Annotated in this window: 19 protein-coding genes; 16 read left to right on the forward strand and 3 right to left on the reverse strand. The window is 68.5% G+C overall.

Translation table 11 applies throughout. The annotated features are described in order from the left end of the window. Together ACK4FB_RS05900 and ACK4FB_RS05905 are read right to left on the reverse strand one after the other, a co-directional pair. On the reverse strand, window positions 1-516 hold the full coding sequence (locus ACK4FB_RS05900) for an FKBP-type peptidyl-prolyl cis-trans isomerase (protein ID WP_409749525.1): 516 nt from the start codon (window positions 514-516) through the stop codon (window positions 1-3). After that, window positions 497-1,699, reverse strand: a complete 1,203-nt coding sequence (locus ACK4FB_RS05905) for a threonine ammonia-lyase (protein ID WP_409749079.1) — start codon at window positions 1,697-1,699, stop codon at window positions 497-499. Before ACK4FB_RS05905 ends, ACK4FB_RS05900 begins: the two co-directional genes overlap by 20 nt. A gap of 170 nt (window positions 1,700-1,869) precedes the next feature. On the opposite strand from ACK4FB_RS05905, the gene ACK4FB_RS05910 reads away from it, so the two are divergent. From ACK4FB_RS05910 to ACK4FB_RS05925, 4 genes are all read left to right on the forward strand, one after another. Next, window positions 1,870-2,394, forward strand: coding sequence for a hypothetical protein (locus ACK4FB_RS05910; protein ID WP_409749082.1), 525 nt, complete (start codon window positions 1,870-1,872; stop codon window positions 2,392-2,394). A 38-nt stretch (window positions 2,395-2,432) separates the two neighbouring features. Continuing rightward, window positions 2,433-2,966, forward strand: a complete 534-nt coding sequence (locus ACK4FB_RS05915) for a BA14K family protein (RefSeq protein WP_409749085.1) — start codon at window positions 2,433-2,435, stop codon at window positions 2,964-2,966. 122 nt (window positions 2,967-3,088) lie between these two features. Next, entirely contained in the window at window positions 3,089-3,286 is a 198-nt protein-coding gene (locus ACK4FB_RS05920) for a hypothetical protein (RefSeq protein WP_409749088.1), read from the forward strand. A 141-nt stretch (window positions 3,287-3,427) separates the two neighbouring features. Beyond that, on the forward strand, window positions 3,428-3,748 hold the full coding sequence (locus ACK4FB_RS05925; protein WP_409749091.1) for a hypothetical protein: 321 nt from the start codon (window positions 3,428-3,430) through the stop codon (window positions 3,746-3,748). A gap of 76 nt (window positions 3,749-3,824) precedes the next feature. On the opposite strand, the gene ACK4FB_RS05930 is transcribed toward ACK4FB_RS05925, so the two are convergent. Then, window positions 3,825-4,253 carry a biopolymer transporter ExbD gene (locus tag ACK4FB_RS05930; RefSeq protein WP_409749094.1) on the reverse strand — a complete coding sequence of 143 codons (429 nt, stop codon included), beginning with the start codon at window positions 4,251-4,253 and terminating at the stop codon, window positions 3,825-3,827. A 234-nt stretch (window positions 4,254-4,487) separates the two neighbouring features. On the opposite strand from ACK4FB_RS05930, the gene ACK4FB_RS05935 reads away from it, so the two are divergent. From ACK4FB_RS05935 to ACK4FB_RS05990, 12 genes are all read left to right on the forward strand, one after another. Further along, the gene (locus ACK4FB_RS05935; protein WP_409749097.1) at window positions 4,488-5,324 is read left to right on the forward strand and encodes an aldo/keto reductase; all 837 of its coding nucleotides are present in this window, start codon (window positions 4,488-4,490) and stop codon (window positions 5,322-5,324) included. Between the two features lie 25 nt (window positions 5,325-5,349). Beyond that, entirely contained in the window at window positions 5,350-5,598 is a 249-nt protein-coding gene (locus tag ACK4FB_RS05940) for a helix-turn-helix domain-containing protein (RefSeq protein WP_409749100.1), read from the forward strand. A gap of 41 nt (window positions 5,599-5,639) precedes the next feature. Beyond that, window positions 5,640-7,169: a UbiD family decarboxylase gene (locus ACK4FB_RS05945; RefSeq protein WP_409749103.1), complete on the forward strand. Its 1,530-nt coding sequence runs from the start codon at window positions 5,640-5,642 to the stop codon at window positions 7,167-7,169. 36 nt (window positions 7,170-7,205) lie between these two features. Continuing rightward, complete coding sequence (locus ACK4FB_RS05950; protein WP_409749106.1) at window positions 7,206-7,442, forward strand: hypothetical protein; 237 nt, start codon at window positions 7,206-7,208, stop codon at window positions 7,440-7,442. A gap of 120 nt (window positions 7,443-7,562) precedes the next feature. After that, window positions 7,563-9,341, forward strand: a complete 1,779-nt coding sequence (locus ACK4FB_RS05955; protein WP_409749109.1) for a M14 family metallopeptidase — start codon at window positions 7,563-7,565, stop codon at window positions 9,339-9,341. Beyond that, the gene (locus ACK4FB_RS05960; protein WP_409749112.1) at window positions 9,341-9,757 is read left to right on the forward strand and encodes an MAPEG family protein; all 417 of its coding nucleotides are present in this window, start codon (window positions 9,341-9,343) and stop codon (window positions 9,755-9,757) included. Before ACK4FB_RS05955 ends, ACK4FB_RS05960 begins: the two co-directional genes overlap by 1 nt. Before the next feature lie 39 nt (window positions 9,758-9,796). Next, window positions 9,797-11,146, forward strand: a complete 1,350-nt coding sequence (locus tag ACK4FB_RS05965; RefSeq protein ID WP_409749115.1) for a TldD/PmbA family protein — start codon at window positions 9,797-9,799, stop codon at window positions 11,144-11,146. Further along, the gene (locus tag ACK4FB_RS05970; protein ID WP_409749118.1) at window positions 11,143-11,958 is read left to right on the forward strand and encodes a 3'(2'),5'-bisphosphate nucleotidase CysQ; all 816 of its coding nucleotides are present in this window, start codon (window positions 11,143-11,145) and stop codon (window positions 11,956-11,958) included. Before ACK4FB_RS05965 ends, ACK4FB_RS05970 begins: the two co-directional genes overlap by 4 nt. Before the next feature lie 3 nt (window positions 11,959-11,961). After that, on the forward strand, window positions 11,962-12,216 hold the full coding sequence (locus ACK4FB_RS05975) for a DUF4170 domain-containing protein (RefSeq protein ID WP_409749121.1): 255 nt from the start codon (window positions 11,962-11,964) through the stop codon (window positions 12,214-12,216). Window positions 12,217-12,225: 9 nt separating this feature from the next. Next, window positions 12,226-12,435, forward strand: coding sequence for a hypothetical protein (locus ACK4FB_RS05980; RefSeq protein ID WP_409749124.1), 210 nt, complete (start codon window positions 12,226-12,228; stop codon window positions 12,433-12,435). 46 nt (window positions 12,436-12,481) lie between these two features. Beyond that, on the forward strand, window positions 12,482-14,266 hold the full coding sequence (locus ACK4FB_RS05985) for an ABC transporter ATP-binding protein (protein WP_409749127.1): 1,785 nt from the start codon (window positions 12,482-12,484) through the stop codon (window positions 14,264-14,266). Further along, window positions 14,263-14,940 (forward strand): lysophospholipid acyltransferase family protein, encoded by a 678-nt coding sequence (locus ACK4FB_RS05990; RefSeq protein ID WP_409749130.1) that lies wholly within the window; start codon window positions 14,263-14,265, stop codon window positions 14,938-14,940. Before ACK4FB_RS05985 ends, ACK4FB_RS05990 begins: the two co-directional genes overlap by 4 nt. Window positions 14,941-14,942 lie beyond the last annotated feature (2 nt).

Here is a 14,942-nt window from a genome sequence, read left to right on the forward strand (position 1 = left end):
TCAGCCGCGCCCGGAGCCGCCGCCCCCGGGCGCCGCGGCCATGTCCAGCAGTTGAAGGCGGAACACCAGCACCGAGTGGGGCGGGATTTCGCCCGCCCGACGCGCGCCATAGCCCAGCTCGGGCGGCACATAGAGCAGCCATTCGTCGCCGACCTTCATGCGCTGCAGCGCCTCGGTCCAGCCGGGCACCACCTGCTCGGGGGTGGTGACATAGGGGCTGCCGCGCTCGAACGAGCTGTCGAACACCGTGCCGTCGATCAGCGAACCCTCGTAGTGCACCCGCACCAGATCATTGCCGTCGGGACTCGGCGCGCCGTCCGGGGCGGCGGTCAGCACCTTGTACTGAAGGCCGGACTCCAGGGTCACCACGCCGTCGGCGTCGGCGTTCCGGGCCATGAAGGCGGCGGCCTCGGCCACGCGCGCATCGTCGTCGCCGGAGGCGTTGTCGCTGCCGCTGCCGCCGCAGGCCGCCAGCATCATGGCGGCCGCCACCGCGCTAACCCATCCGAAGCGCATAGCCGGCATCCTCAAGTCCTTTTCTGATTACATCCGCATGGTGGGCGTCGCGCGTCTCCACCATGATGTCGAACTCCGCGCCCTTGGCCGGCACGTCCAGCGCCAGGCGGTTGTGCACCACGTCGATGATGTTGCCGCCGGCCCCGCCGATCACGGCGCTCATCTTTGACAGCATGCCCGGCCGGTCGTCGCCGAGGATGCGGTACACCACCAGCCGCTTCTCGCGCACCATCTCGCGGTTCAGCACCACCGCCAGCATGCGGGCGTCGATGTTGCCGCCGCACAGGACCAGACCGACTTTCTTGCCCCTGAACCGCTCCGGGTAGCGCAGCAGGGCGGCCAGGCCGCCGGCGCCCGCGCCCTCGGCCACGGTTTTTTCAAGCGTGACGTAGAAGGCCACGGCCTTCTCGAAATCCTCTTCGTCCACCACCAGCACGTCGTCCACCAGCGGGTCGGCCAGGGCGAAGGTGATGTCGCCTACCGCCTTGATGGCGATGCCCTCGGCGATGGTCTGGCCGCCGCATCTGGCGGTCTCGCCCTTACGACGCGCCGAGAAGGACGGGTACATGGCCGCCTCGACCCCGATGATCTCTATGTCCGGTTTGATGGCCTTGGCGGCGATGGCGCATCCGGCGATCAGACCGCCTCCGCCGATGGGAATGACGATCGCGTCCAGATCGGGCGCATCCTCCAGGAACTCCAGGGCGCAGACGCCCTGTCCCGCCACCACGCCCTCGTCATCAAAGGCCGAGATGAAGACATAGCCCTCGTCCTCCACCAGTTGTTTCGCGTGGGCGCTGGAGCCGGAGAAATCGTCGCCCTCGATCACCACCGTGGCCCCGTGGGCGCGCGTGCCGTCGGCCTTAACGAACGGGGTGCCGTGGGGCATGACGATGGTCACCGGCACGCCCAGACGCCCGCCGTGATAGGCCAGGGCCTGGGCGTGGTTGCCCGCCGAGGCGGCGACCACGCCGCGCTTTCGTTCCTCTTGGGTCAGTTGCATCAGCCGGTTCAGGGCGCCCCGCTCCTTGAACGAACCGGTGAAGTGCAGATTGTCGTACTTCACCCAGACCTCCGCGCCGGTCAGCTGGGACAGGCGTCGGGAATGGCGGACGGGGGTGCGGTCCACCTGGCCGGCGATCCGCTGCTGCGCGGCCCGGATGTCCTCGATGGTGACGGCCATTGGCATTCCTGAGGTTTCTCGTTGGCGGCGACCTGCCGCGAGGCGAGGCTTATCGGTTTCGAGGCGCGGCGAAAAGCACTGTCGCGGCCTTCTTCGACAAGGTTCGCAACCTTGACCGTGGTGTGCGTGTTAAGCCATCTGATACGCGCGCGTCACAAGAGGATTTCGCCATGCAAGCCGCCAGTTTCGTCAGGATCGCCGCCGTTTCGGCCCTGGGCGCCGCCGCCTTGGCCGCCTGCGCGCCGACTCCCGCGCCTGGCCCCATCATGGGCGGGGGCGGCCTGTCCTCCAGCTTCAGCGCGGCGGACTTCGCGTGGTCGGCCCAGGCCGGCAGCGCGGCCATCGAGGGCCGTGCGGCCTATGGACCCGGGTACAGCTGCGCCGGCTCGGTGGGCCTGACCCCCGAGACCCCCTATACCCGCCACCGGTTCCTGAACCTGTACGGATCGCTGGACCGCGCAGCCCTTCCCGCGTCGGAGGTCCGCGCCCGCAGCGTCGGGGAAGCCAGCGCCGACTATCGCGGCTATGTGCGCGACACCACCTGCGACGCCCAGGGTCGGTTCCGGTTTGACGGCCTGCCACAGGGCGGCTGGTTCATCATCGCTCCGGTGCGCCAGGGTTCCGGTGAGCCCGTGGTCTTGATGCGGCGGGTTCAGACGGACTCGCGGGGCGCCGTCAGCGTCACCCTGGAATAGACGAAGAACGCCGCCATCGCGGCGAAAGGAGGCTGGTCATGTTGCGTCTTTCGCCGTTAACCCTGTTGTTCGCTGTCTCCGGCGCGGCCCTGTCTTTCCTGTCGGCCCAGCCTGCGGGCGCGCAGTCCGGCCACTACGCCCATTATAACAGGGCTCCTGACCAAGGCTGGCGGGCGCCGTCCTGGTGGGATCAGCGGGATCGGCCGGGCGACTACCGCTGTGACGCCTACTGGGACGCCAACCGGACGGATTGTCAGGCGCGCTGGCGTGACCAGCGGCCTCATCAGGCCGCCAATCGCCGCTATCGAGGCCCTGGTCACGTCGGGTACGGCCATGGCGGCGGTCACGTACAGCGCCATGACCACCAGCGGTACGCCTCCGCGGCGCGCGGGGCCGATGTCTGGCAGGGCGCTTACGGGCGGCCGGATATGGTCTATCCGGCGCAGGGGCATGGCCATGCCGGCGGGCGTGATCCGCGCCGCATTGACTGGTGCCGCGCGACCTGGCGCTCGTACAATCCGGCCACTGGGTATTACCGCGCCTACAGCGGACGACTGGTCTATTGCGGGTGAAGGACACAAACCCTTGATGACGCAAGGGTTTGGCGAGCGCCGTTCGCCATCAAATGGTCGAATCATCCCGGCTTGAGTGCATGAGCCCCGATACGGGGCCTGTATTCCAGGGGAGCGCGTTCATGTCCCAGCACAACATCGTCGGATCCGAGGCCTTCGAAAAGGCCCCCTTTGTCTATGTCCGCAAGGTCAGACCGGGCGGCTTGAGACGACGCCGCGCCCGTACGGCCCTGGCTTTCCTGGCGGGGGCGGCGGTCGCTGTCGGACTGGGCGCGGTCGCCACTGTGCTCGCGCTGGGCCCGGCAGTCGGGCTTAGCTAGGAAGACCAGGTCTTCCCGCAAAAATTCACAAAGAATATTACAGAACGTCATAAAACATTCACGTCGCGATCTCTTTACAGCGACGGGAAATGGCGCAGTCTGTTCCGAACCCGGAGTTATCCCGGGATTGGAGGAGACATTATGCGCAAACTCATTCCCCTTGCGGCGGCAGGCCTTGTCGCCCTTTCAGCCCCTCTGGCCGTCGCTGCGCAGTCGCAGCAGGGCGCGTCTGCGAACGAACCGGCGCCGCGCTTTGAACGGGCGGCCTATGTCTGCGCCACGGATGAAGCGACCCGCCGATCGTTTGAGCGGGAGTATGGCGCCGCCCCGGTGTTCATCACCGCCGAGGAAGCCCTGGCCGCCGCCGCGTCCGGCGAACGCTGGGCCACCCCCCGCTGCATGACCGAAGCCCAGCACGCCCGCCTTGAGCGCCTTCGCCGCCAGACCGCGCTCAAGAACTGACGCCGCCGCCACCATAAAATGAAAAGGGCCGCGTCTCGCGACGCGGCCCTTGTCGTTCTGGTCGAAGGCTGGACGCCTATTCGATGTCCTCGTTCAGCAGGCCGACCTTGTAGTAGCCGTTGGCCTGAAGCGTGTTCATCACTTCCATGAAGCGCTCGTACATCACTTCCGGGTTGGCGCGAACGAAGACGCGCTCTTCGCGGGGGTTCGGCACGCCGAGCGCCGCGTTCAGGGTCGGGATGAGGTTTTCAAGAGTGGTCTGCTCGTCCACCACGTAGAGGGAGGTGTCGTCCTGGATGGAGATGAACACCGGCTCCTGGAGTTCCTCGCCCGGCGGCGGCGGCGACGCCGGCGGCAGGTCCAGACGGATGGACACGGTCGCCAGGGGCGCGGCCACCATGAAGATGATCAGCAGCACGAGCATGACGTCCACGAACGGCGTCACGTTCATGGCCGAGTTCAGCTCTTCAACCTTGCCGCCTTGTTGCTTGAGTTTGGCCGCCATACGCAGATATCTCCGGTCGGGCCCGCTCTGAAGGGAGAGGTGCGGGCGAACTTGAATGCGTTTCGGACAGTGTCTTGGCGTCCGCCGCCGCGCTTGTAAAGCGGTCAGGGGCTGAAGAATGTTCCTGAACCCGAAATTACTGGCCTCTAAGGGAAGGAATCCGGACCGGACGCGCCTTTCGCCCGGCGCCAGGGGCGCCTAACTGGAGAGTCCCCCCACCCGCTGGAGCCCTTCATGCAGACCATCAGGACCGCCGATATGGAAATTCCCGCCCTGGGTTTCGGCACGTACCAACTGGAGCCGGCGGACGCCCGGCGCATGGTGGCCGAGGCTCTGCGCATCGGCTACCGCCACGTGGACACGGCCTACATCTACAACAATGAGGAGGGCGTGGGTCAGGGCATCGGCGATTCGGGCGTGGCCCGGGACGACGTCTTTCTGACCACCAAGATCTGGGTGACCAATTTCCGCGACGGCGACCTGCAGCGGCAGGCGGAGGAGAGCGCGGAGCGCCTGGGGCAGGTCCCGGACCTGCTGCTGCTGCACTGGCCCAAGCCCGAACCGGCGCTGGAGGAGACCATCAAGGCCCTGAACGACGCCCGCGCGCGAGGCTTTGCGAAGAATATCGGCCTTTCCAACTTCCCCTCGGCCCTGTTCCGCGAGGCCGCCGCCCTGTCCGGGGCGCCGCTGGTCACCAACCAGATCGAGTACCATCCCTATCTGTCGCAGAAGACCCTGATCGAGACCGCCCGCGAGCTGGGGTCATCCATCACCGCGTGGTCGCCGCTGGCCCAGGGCAAGATCGCCGACGATGCGGTCATCGCTGAAATCGGCGAGGCCCACAGCAAGACGCCGGGACAGGTGACCCTGCGCTGGATCGTGCAGCAGGGCGTGATCGCCATTCCCAAGACCGCCAGCGAAAGGCGCGCGGCCGAGAATCTGGACATCTTCGACTTCGAACTGACCGCCGACGAGATGGCCCGCATCCATGGCCTGGCCCATCCGGGCGGTCGCATCGGCGACTGGATTGATCCGGCCTTTGAATGGGATCAGGATACCTCCCAACAATAACGAGACCCTTAGGGAGGGTTCGACCATGGGCTCCGTCCTGGGATTTCCCGGGGCCGATCCGGCCGACGCGGCCATCGGCGCCCGGCTGAGACGCTGGCGCGACCAGCGCGGCGTGGATCTTGAGACCATGGCATTGGCCCTGCACATCCCGCCAGAGGAGATGCGGCGGGTGGAGGCGGGCCGGGCCCATCTGGATTCGGTCCAGCTGGCCGTGGCCACAAGGCATCTGCACCTGCCGGTCTGGGCGCTGGTGTCGGACACACGGGCTTATTGATTGCGGGTGACAGGCCGCGACTGTCCGCCTAATCGGTGATCATGGCCTACAGATCCTTGCGCGATTTTATAGATATGCTCGAAGCCCGGGGCGAGCTGGCAAGGGTGTCTGAGCCCGTGTCCACCGTCCTTGAGATGACCGAGATCCAGACCCGGCTGCTGCGCAACGGCGGCCCGGCCGTAATCTTCGAAAAGCCTGTCATGCCAGACGGTTCGATCAGTCCGATCCCCTGCCTGGTCAACCTGTTCGGTACGGTGAAGCGGGTGGCCATGGGCGTCACCCTCGAGAACAAACAACGCACCACCGCTGCAGAACTGCGCGAGGTGGGCGAGTTGCTGGCCTTCCTCAAGAACCCGACGCCCCCGCGCGGCCTCTCGGACGCCATGGAGATGCTGCCGCTGGCCCGCACCGTCATGGGCATGCGCCCGAAGACGGTGAAGAAGGCCCCGGTGCACGAGGTGGTGCTGACGGGCGACGACATCGACCTGACCAGCCTGCCCATCCAGACCTGCTGGCCGGGCGAGCCGGCGCCGCTGATCACCTGGGGGCTCGTCGTCACCAAGGGCCCGTCGGACGCCGCCGAGGACGACTTCAACCTGGGCATCTACCGCATGCAGGTGCTGGGCAAGGACAAGGCGATCATGCGCTGGCTGGCCCACCGCGGCGGGGCGCAGCACTACGCCCGGCACCGGAAGGCGGGAAAGCGCGAGCCCCTGCCCGCCGCCGTGGTGCTGGGCGCCGATCCCGGGACCATCCTGGCGGCGGTGACGCCGGTGCCGGACACCCTGAGCGAATACCAGTTCGCCGGGCTGATGCGCGGCGCCAAGGCCGAGCTGGTCCCCTGCAAGACCGTGCCTCTGATGGTCCCGGCCCAGGCCGAGATCGTGCTGGAGGGCCATGTGCTGCTGGACGAGCACGCCGAGGAAGGTCCCTACGGCGACCACACCGGCTATTACAACTCGGTGGAGACCTTCCCGGTGTTCCAGGTGACGGCCATCACCATGCGCCGGGACCCCATCTATCTGACCACCTTCACCGGCCGGCCGCCGGACGAGCCCAGCGTGCTGGGCGAGGCGCTGAACGAGGTCTTCATCCCCCTGCTGCAGGCCCAGTTCCCCGAGATCACCGACTTCTGGCTGCCGCCTGAAGGGTGCAGCTACCGCATCGCCGTGGTCTCCATGAAGAAGGCCTATCCGGGCCACGCCAAGCGCGTGATGCTGGGCGTCTGGAGCTTCCTGCGACAGTTTATGTACACCAAGTGGGTGATCGTCGTGGACGACGACATCGACGCGCGGGACTGGAAGGACGTCATGTGGGCGGTCTCCACCAAGATGGATCCGGCGCGCGACATCACCCTGATCGAGAACACCCCCATCGACTATCTGGACTTCGCCTCGCCCGAGAGCGGACTGGGCTCCAAGATCGGTCTGGACGCCACCGACAAACTGCCCCCCGAGACCAGGCGGGAGTGGGGTGAGGAGATCCGCATGGACGCGGAGGTGGTTGAGCGGGTGAATGAGATATGGGAGCGGCTGGGCCTGCCCGGCGACGGGGCGCCGATCTGGAAGTGAGGCGCCCGTCCTCGCAATTCAGCAAAGCGTCACTATATGAGTAAGATGAATTATCGCCTCACCACCGTCGAACGCGCCTATCAACTCGCCGAAAGCGGCGAATTCGCCAATGTGGGTGAAATCAAGCGGCGGCTGACCACCGAGGGCTATTCCGACGTCCAGGGCCAGTTGTACGGCTCCACCATCACCTCGGCCTTGAAGAAGCTGTGCGACAAGGCGCGGGCTGGCATGCCCGCCGATATCCCTGTCGAGAAGGACGCCGACGCGGTCTGACATCCGCGGCTTGAGGCGTTAGAAAGCCCATTGTCCGGCGCGTCGCCGGAGCTTTGAAAGCGCCTCATGCGTCCTGCTGCCTGGCTCTGCGCCGCGTCTCTTCTGCTTGCGAGTCCTGTCATGTCCCAGTCGCCTTCCGTGCCCAACGCCGCACCGTGGGATCAGGAATTCCTGCCGCCCGCCCCTGACTGGAATGGCGCGAGCCGGTCCCTGCTGCGCGAGGCGTCCGACCCGTGGGTCACGCCGTTCGAGGCGGACCCTGAGCATGACTTCAGCCCCACCTACGCCGACACCCGCGCCTGGTTCGACCGGCTGGACGCCGCCAGCGGCCTGATCCGCATCGAACAATTCGGGACCTCGCCCGAGGGGCGGCCCATCTATGCGGTGATCGCCTCGAAAGACGGCGCTGAATTCGACCCGTCCAAGCCGGTGCTGCTGGCCCAGGCCGGCATCCATCCCGGCGAGATCGACGGCAAGGATGCGGGCATGATGCTGCTGCGCGACATCGCGATGTATGGTCGCGATGAACTGCTGGACAGGGTCAACCTGATCCTGATCCCGATCCTGAGCGTGGACGGCCACGAGCGCGCCAGCGCCCATTCCCGACCGAACCAGCGCGGACCGCGCATCCAGGGCTGGCGCCACACGGCCACCAACCAGAACCTGAACCGCGACTTCGTGAAGCTGGACCAGACCGAGATGCGCGCGGTCATGGGCCTGATCCAGCGCTACCAGCCGGATCTGTATGTGGACATCCACGTCACAGACGGCATCGACTATCAGTACGACGTCACCTACGGCTACAACGGCGAGAACGGCGTCTGGTCCCGCTCGCCGGCGACAGCCCGGTGGCTGGACGACGCCTTCAAGCCGGCGATGAATGACGCGCTGACGGCGCAGGGCCACATCCCCGGGGAACTGGTCTTCGCGATCGACGACCGCAATCCGCGCGCGGGCCTGTCGGACGGGGGACTGGGCGAGAGATTCTCCAACGGCTGGGGCTCGGCCGCCCATGTGCCCACCATCCTGATCGAGAACCACAGCCTGAAGCCCCACCAGCAGCGGGTTCTGGGAACCTATGTGTTCCTCGAGACCGCCATGCGTCTGCTGGCCGACCACGGCGACGATCTGCGGGTGGCTGCGGCGCAGGACCGCGGTCTGCGCCCCGCGGAGATCCTGGCCAACTTCGTTCCGACCGAGGAACCGGTGGCCACCCGCGCGTTTCTGGGCATCCGTTACGAAACCTGGGAAAGCCCGGCGTCCGGCCGGTCGGAGATCCGCTGGCTGGGCCAGCCGGACCCCGAGCCCTGGATGATGCCCTTCTACGGCTCGCGTCCGACCCTCACCCTGGCCCGCCCTGATGCCTACTGGGTGCCGTCGTACCGCGACGACATCATCGAGCGCCTGCGCCTGCACGGGGTGCAGATGGAGGTGCTGGAGGCCCCGCGCGCGGTTTCCGTGCAGATGCTGCGCCTTGAGGACCCGCGGGTTTCCGGCCGCACCAGCGAGGGCCATGTGCCGATCACGGTCGAGACCGTGACGCCGGAAATCCGCGACTGGACCTACCCGGCCGGATCGGTGCGCGTGCCTACCGATCAGCCGCTGGGCGATCTGGTGGTGCTGGCGCTGGAGCCGCAATCGTCCGAGAGCTTCTTCTCCTGGGGCATGTTCCCGGAAATTCTGAACCGGGTGGAATATATAGAGGCCTACGCCATCGCACCGCTGGCGGAGCGCATGCTGGAGGCCGATCCGGAGCTTCGCGGCGCGTTCGAGCGACGGCTCGCCGAGGATGCGGGGTTCGCCGCCGACGGCGCCGCGCGACTGGCCTGGTTCTACGAACGGACGCCCTTCCATGACGACCGCTATCGTCTTTACCCCATTGGAAGGGAGGTCCGCTGATGGACCTGTTCACCGCCGCCGTTCAGGACTCCGCCCGCGCCGCCGCCCTGTGGGGCGGCCTGCTGGTCCTGTTGCTGATCACCCTGTCGGGACTGGTGGTGCGCCAGCGGCAGCGCCTGCGGATCGGCTATGGCGACGGCGAGGCGCCGGAGCTGATGGGCGCCTCGCGCGCCTTCGGCAACGCCGCTGAGTATGCGCCGGCGGCCATGGGCGGACTGGCGCTGATGGCGCTGGTGGGGGTCACGCCCTGGCTGGTGCATCTGGTGGGCGCCGTGTTCCTGCTGGGCCGTATCGTCCATGCCTTCGGCCTGTCCCGCTCCGTGGGCGCGACTCGCGCCCGAGTCGTGGGCATGATGCTGACCTATGTGCCCCTTCTGGTGCTGGCCGTTGTGCTGATCGCCTACGCGGTGCCCTGACCCGGTTGCGGGCGGGCGGACGACCGGCCATATCGGGGCATGGCTGATGCTTCCCTCCCCAACCCCGACATCCTGAACGACATTCTCTCCGCCGCGCTGAAAGCTGGCGCCGACGCCGCCGAGGCTGTGCACGCCGACCGGCGCACCCTGTCGCTGGGGGTGCGCAACGGCGCGCTGGAAGAGGTGGAGCGCGAGGAGTCCCGCGATCTGGGCCTGAGGGTGTTCGTGGGTCGTCGTCAGGCGACCGTCTCCGCCTCGGATCTGTCGCCCGCCACCCGCGATCGCCTCGTGGAGCGGGCCGTGGCCATGGCGCGGCTGGCGCCTGAGGACCCCTATGCGGATCTGGCGCCCCGGGATCGGCTGGCCCAGGGGCCCCACCCCGATCTGGACCTGTTCGATCCGACCGAACGCACGGCCGAGGCGCTGGAAGCCGCCGCGCGTCTGGCGGAAGACGCCGCCCGGGCCACGCCGGGGGTGTCCATATCGGAGGGCGGCAGCGCCAAATGGTCCGCCGGCGACTGGCGGCTGGTGACCTCGCACGGCTTCGACGGCGCCCACCGGGGCAGCAGTTTCTCGCTCGGCGTCGGCGTCATCGCCGCCCGGGACGGCGCCAAGGAGCGGGGCAGCGAGCACCGCGCCGTGCGCCACCTGTCGGATCTGCCGGGCGCAGAGGCCATCGGCGCCCTGGCCGGACAGCGGGCCGTGGCGCGGCTGGGCGCGCGCAAGATCGCCTCCACCACCGCCCCCGTGATCTTCGAGAACCGCCTTGCGGCGCAGGTGATCTCGCCCTTCGTCCAGGCCATGGCCGGGACCGCGATCACGCGCGGCGTGTCCTTCCTGAAGGATCGGCTGGGCCAGCAGGTGCTGTCCGGCGCCGTTACCCTGATCGACGACCCGTTCCGGCCGCGCGGGCTGGGCTCCACCCCCTTCGACGACGAGGGCGTGGCGGTGGAGCGGCGCGAGCTGATCTCGGCGGGCGTGATCAACGGCTGGATGTTGAACACCGCGTCGGCCGCCCAGCTGGGTCTGCAGACCACCGGCCACGCCTCGCGCGGTCTGGCGGGGCCGTCCGGCGTGTCGGGCCACAACCTGCATCTGGAGCCGGGCGCACGGGACCTGAAGGGACTGATGGCCGACGCAAAGACCGGGCTTCTGGTCACGTCCATGTTCGGTCCGTCGCTGAACCCCAACACCGGCGACTGGTCGGCCGGGGTGTCCGGCTTCTGGTTCGAGGACGGCGAGATGGCCTGGCCGGTCAGCGAGATCACCGTGGCCGGCAATCTGCTGGCCCTGGCCGGACGGGTGGTGGTCGGATCGGATCTGGAATTCAGGGGCTCGTTCAACAGCCCGTCCCTGCTGATCGATGCGGTGGCCATCGCCGGGAAATGACGCTCGCCGCCGACCTGGACCTGCTGAAGGCGGCGGCGATCGAGGCCGGCGCCCTGGCCGTGCGCCACCGGGCGCAGGGCCTGACGATCCAGTCCAAGCCCGGGGGCTCGCCCGTGACCGATGCGGATATGGCCGTGGACCGCTGGCTGCGGGAGCAGCTGACAGCGGCCCGGCCCGACCACGGCTGGCTGTCCGAGGAGACGGCGGACAACCCCGAGCGGCTGTCGCGGCGGCGCATCCTTGTGGCCGATCCCATCGACGGCACCGTGGCCTTCATGAAGAACAAGCCGTGGTGGAGCGTGGCGCTGGCCATCGTCGAGGACGGCCGCCCCGTGGCGGCGGTGATCCACGCCCCGGACCTGAACGAGACCTTCGTCGCGATCGAGGGCGGCGGCGCCCGCCTGAACGGGCAGCCTGTCACGGCCTCGACGACCGCGGTGCTGGAGAACGCCTCCGTCCTGACCGGCGCGGGCCTGCTGGACAGCCCGAAATGGCCGGAGCCCTGGCCGCCCATGCGGGTGGAGAACCGCAACTCCCTGGCCTATCGCATGGCGCTGGTGGCGTCCGGCGCCTTCGACGTCGCCATGGCCCTGACGCCGAAATGGGACTGGGACGTGGCCGCCGGGGCGCTGATCGCGGCGGAGGCGGGGGCGACGGTCAGCGACCACCACGGCCGGCCATGGTTGTTCAACCGACCCGATCCGCGACAGCCGAGCCTGATCTGTGCGGCGCCGGCCCTGCATCCGTTGATAATCCGGCGCTGTCGGCCTATTCCGCTGGCCAACAACACCCGCCATTCAACGGACGGATAAGCCATGCCTCAGGAAATCGAGAACAACCAGCTACTGCACATCGTCTTCGGCGGCGAGCTGCGAGACCTGAACGGGACCGCGTTCCGCGATCTGTCCCAGGTCGACTTCGTTGGCGCCTTTCCCAACTACGAGGAAGCGCGCAAGGCGTGGAAGGCCAAGGCGCAACAGACCGTGGACAACGCCCACATGCGCTATTTCATCCTGCACGCCCACCGCATGATCGATCCGAGGGGCGACGAGGCCGCGTCAAGGGCGTAGGATCACGCCATGACAATGTTTGGAACGACCCTGGACGGCCAGCAGCTGTTCGGCCTCATCTCGCTTCTGACCCTGCTCGCCTTCTGGGTCCTGGTCTGGCGGCGGGAACGCCAGTCCATGCGCTGGTTCCGGGCCTGGGCCACCCGGCGGCGGGCGGAGCGTCAGGCGCGAGAGGGCGGCGCGGACAGCGGCGGCTCCCATGGCGGCCCGTGGGGCTGAGGCGTCAGCGCCTTGACTTGGCCACCCTGACGTCGGACCGGAAGCCATGACCGTGACCCCGCCCGAGGCGCGACAGCCGCTGCGCCCCCTGCTGGCGCGCATCTGGCGCGACTATCTGTCCGAGCGAAAGGGCCGGTTGGCCCTGGCCATGCTGTGCGCGGCGATCACGGCGGGAACCACCGCGCTGATCCTGCGGCTGCTGGAGCCGGCGGTGAACGGCCTGTTCGTGGATCAGGACCCCGACGCCCTGTGGATGATCCCCGCCGCCATCGCCGGGGTGGGGGTGATCCGGGGCGCCGCCGCCATCGGCCAGGCCAATCTGGTCAACCGCCTGGGCCACGGGGTGGTGGGCGAGATCCAGAGCCAGCTGTTCGCCCGCATGATCCGCGCCGACCTGGCCCGCCTGCGCGCCCAGCATTCGGGCGGCTTCGTCTCCTCGGTGCTGTTCGACGCCAATCTGGTGCGCGAGGCCTTCACCACCGGCACGGTGAGCTACACCCAGCACGGCCTGACCCTGATCGCCCTGATCGCCTCCATGATCTGGATCGATCCCATGCTGGCGCTGGTGGTGCTGTGCGGCATGCCGGCGGTGAACCTGGTGCTGCGGCGGTTCTCGAAGAAGGCGCGCAAGGCCGCCGTGGGGGCCATGGCAGAGACCACGGTGCTGTCCACCGCCCTGATGGAGAATCTGGACGGGGTGCGGCTGGTCAAGATCGAGAACCGCGAGGACGCCGAGGACGCCCGGGTGGGCGAAGTCATCGCCCGGCGCCAGCGCTTCGTCATCAAGGGGGCCAACGCCAAGGCGTTCTCGGGCCCCACCAGCGAGATGGTGGCCATGTTCGTGGTGGCCGCGGTTCTGACCTATGCCGGCTGGCGCTCGCAGCAGGGCGAGATGAACGTGGGCGAGTTCACCGCCTTCATCGGCATCCTGCTGGCCGCCGCCCAGTCCCTGCGCAATCTGAGCAATCTGCAGACCGTGCTGGCCGAGGGCCTGACGGCGGCCCGCCGCCTGTTCGAGGCCCTGGACATCCAGCCCGAGATTCGCGAGGCGGCCGAGCCGGTCGACCTGCCGGGCGGCCCCTGCGAGGTCCGGTTCGAGGACGTCAGCTTCGCCTATTCCCAGGCCGCCCCCACGCTCAGCGGCGTGGACATCCGGGTGAGCCCCGGCGAGACGGTGGCCCTGGTCGGCCCGTCCGGCGGCGGCAAGAGCACCATCCTGAGCCTGCTGCCCCGGTTCTACGACGTCACCGGCGGCGCGGTGCGCATCAATGGCGTGGACGTGCGGGATGTGGCGCTGAAGGCGCTGCGCGACCGCATCGCCCTGGTGACCCAGGAGCCGTTCCTGTTCGACGAGACCATCGCCTTCAACATCGCCTACAGCCGTCCGGACGCCTCCCGCGAAGACATCGAGGCGGCGGCGCGGGCGGCGGCGGCGCACGAGTTCATCACAGCCCTGCCCGAGGGGTACGACACCCGCGCCGGCGAGGCGGGACTGCGCCTGTCCGGCGGCCAGCGCCAGCGCATCGCCATCGCCCGCGCCTTCCTCAAGGACGCGCCGATCCTGCTGCTGGACGAGGCCACCAGCGCCCTGGACACCGAGAGCGAGGCGCTGGTGCAGGCGGCGCTGGAGCGGCTGATGCAGGGCCGCGCCACCCTGATGATCGCCCACCGCCTGTCCACGGTTCAGAACGCGGACCGCATCTATGTAATCGAGGCCGGACGCGTGGTGGAGGCGGGCTCCCACGCGGAACTGGCGGGGCGTGGCGGTCTGTACGCGCGGCTGGCCCGCCAGCAATCCCTTGACGCCGCGCCGGACGAGGCGGGCTCGTGAGGCCGATCCGCAACCCGGGTGTGCAGGCGGTTCTCAGCCGGATAATGGCTGGCTGGATGCGGCTGTGCCTGGGCACCATCCGCTGGCGCCACGAGAACCGCGAGCTGGTGGAGGGCGTCTGGGACGAGGGCGGGCCGGTCATCGTCGCCTTCTGGCATTCGCGGCTGGCCCTTGCGCCCGCCGCCTGGGATCACCAGCGCGGCCAGCCGCCCAGGGCGATGATCTCCCTGTCCCCGGACGGCCAGTTCATCGCGGACGCCGTGGCCCGTCTCGGCTTTCCCGCCATTCGCGGCTCGTCCCAGAAGACCGCGAGCCCGGAAAAGGCAAAGGGCGGCTCCCAGGCCCTGCGCGACGCCCTGAAGTGGCTGAAGTCCGGCGGCGCCGTGGCCGTGACGCCCGACGGGCCGCGCGGCCCGGCGCGGGAGATGGGCGAAGGGCTGGCGGTGATGGCGCGCATGTCGGGCGCGCCGGTGCTGCTGCTGGGCCTGTCGTGTCGTCCGGCTATCCGGCTGAACAGCTGGGACAGGGCGATGCTGCCCATGCCGCTGGGGCGCGGGGCCATGGTTTGGGATCGGGTCGAGATCGGGCGGGGCGCGGACCCGGCCTCCGTGGTTGATGAATGGACGGCGCGGCTGACCGCCATCGAAGCGCGCGCTGACGCCATGGTGGAGTGACA

The organism is Brevundimonas sp. (assembly GCF_046299535.1).
GTDB lineage: Bacteria > Pseudomonadota > Alphaproteobacteria > Caulobacterales > Caulobacteraceae > Brevundimonas.

What these genes read in the sequence shown, in the direction of transcription:
- ACK4FB_RS05900 (WP_409749525.1), bottom strand. Translation starts at nt 516, where the DNA reads ATGCGCTTCGGATGGGTTAGCGCGGTGGCGGCCGCCATGATGCTGGCG.
- ACK4FB_RS05905 (WP_409749079.1), bottom strand. Translation starts at nt 1,699, where the DNA reads ATGGCCGTCACCATCGAGGACATCCGGGCCGCGCAGCAGCGGATCGCC.
- ACK4FB_RS05910 (WP_409749082.1), top strand. Translation starts at nt 1,870, where the DNA reads ATGCAAGCCGCCAGTTTCGTCAGGATCGCCGCCGTTTCGGCCCTGGGC.
- ACK4FB_RS05915 (WP_409749085.1), top strand. Translation starts at nt 2,433, where the DNA reads ATGTTGCGTCTTTCGCCGTTAACCCTGTTGTTCGCTGTCTCCGGCGCG.
- ACK4FB_RS05920 (WP_409749088.1), top strand. Translation starts at nt 3,089, where the DNA reads ATGTCCCAGCACAACATCGTCGGATCCGAGGCCTTCGAAAAGGCCCCC.
- ACK4FB_RS05925 (WP_409749091.1), top strand. Translation starts at nt 3,428, where the DNA reads ATGCGCAAACTCATTCCCCTTGCGGCGGCAGGCCTTGTCGCCCTTTCA.
- ACK4FB_RS05930 (WP_409749094.1), bottom strand. Translation starts at nt 4,253, where the DNA reads ATGGCGGCCAAACTCAAGCAACAAGGCGGCAAGGTTGAAGAGCTGAAC.
- ACK4FB_RS05935 (WP_409749097.1), top strand. Translation starts at nt 4,488, where the DNA reads ATGCAGACCATCAGGACCGCCGATATGGAAATTCCCGCCCTGGGTTTC.
- ACK4FB_RS05940 (WP_409749100.1), top strand. Translation starts at nt 5,350, where the DNA reads ATGGGCTCCGTCCTGGGATTTCCCGGGGCCGATCCGGCCGACGCGGCC.
- ACK4FB_RS05945 (WP_409749103.1), top strand. Translation starts at nt 5,640, where the DNA reads ATGGCCTACAGATCCTTGCGCGATTTTATAGATATGCTCGAAGCCCGG.
- ACK4FB_RS05950 (WP_409749106.1), top strand. Translation starts at nt 7,206, where the DNA reads ATGAGTAAGATGAATTATCGCCTCACCACCGTCGAACGCGCCTATCAA.
- ACK4FB_RS05955 (WP_409749109.1), top strand. Translation starts at nt 7,563, where the DNA reads ATGTCCCAGTCGCCTTCCGTGCCCAACGCCGCACCGTGGGATCAGGAA.
- ACK4FB_RS05960 (WP_409749112.1), top strand. Translation starts at nt 9,341, where the DNA reads ATGGACCTGTTCACCGCCGCCGTTCAGGACTCCGCCCGCGCCGCCGCC.
- ACK4FB_RS05965 (WP_409749115.1), top strand. Translation starts at nt 9,797, where the DNA reads ATGGCTGATGCTTCCCTCCCCAACCCCGACATCCTGAACGACATTCTC.
- ACK4FB_RS05970 (WP_409749118.1), top strand. Translation starts at nt 11,143, where the DNA reads ATGACGCTCGCCGCCGACCTGGACCTGCTGAAGGCGGCGGCGATCGAG.
- ACK4FB_RS05975 (WP_409749121.1), top strand. Translation starts at nt 11,962, where the DNA reads ATGCCTCAGGAAATCGAGAACAACCAGCTACTGCACATCGTCTTCGGC.
- ACK4FB_RS05980 (WP_409749124.1), top strand. Translation starts at nt 12,226, where the DNA reads ATGACAATGTTTGGAACGACCCTGGACGGCCAGCAGCTGTTCGGCCTC.
- ACK4FB_RS05985 (WP_409749127.1), top strand. Translation starts at nt 12,482, where the DNA reads ATGACCGTGACCCCGCCCGAGGCGCGACAGCCGCTGCGCCCCCTGCTG.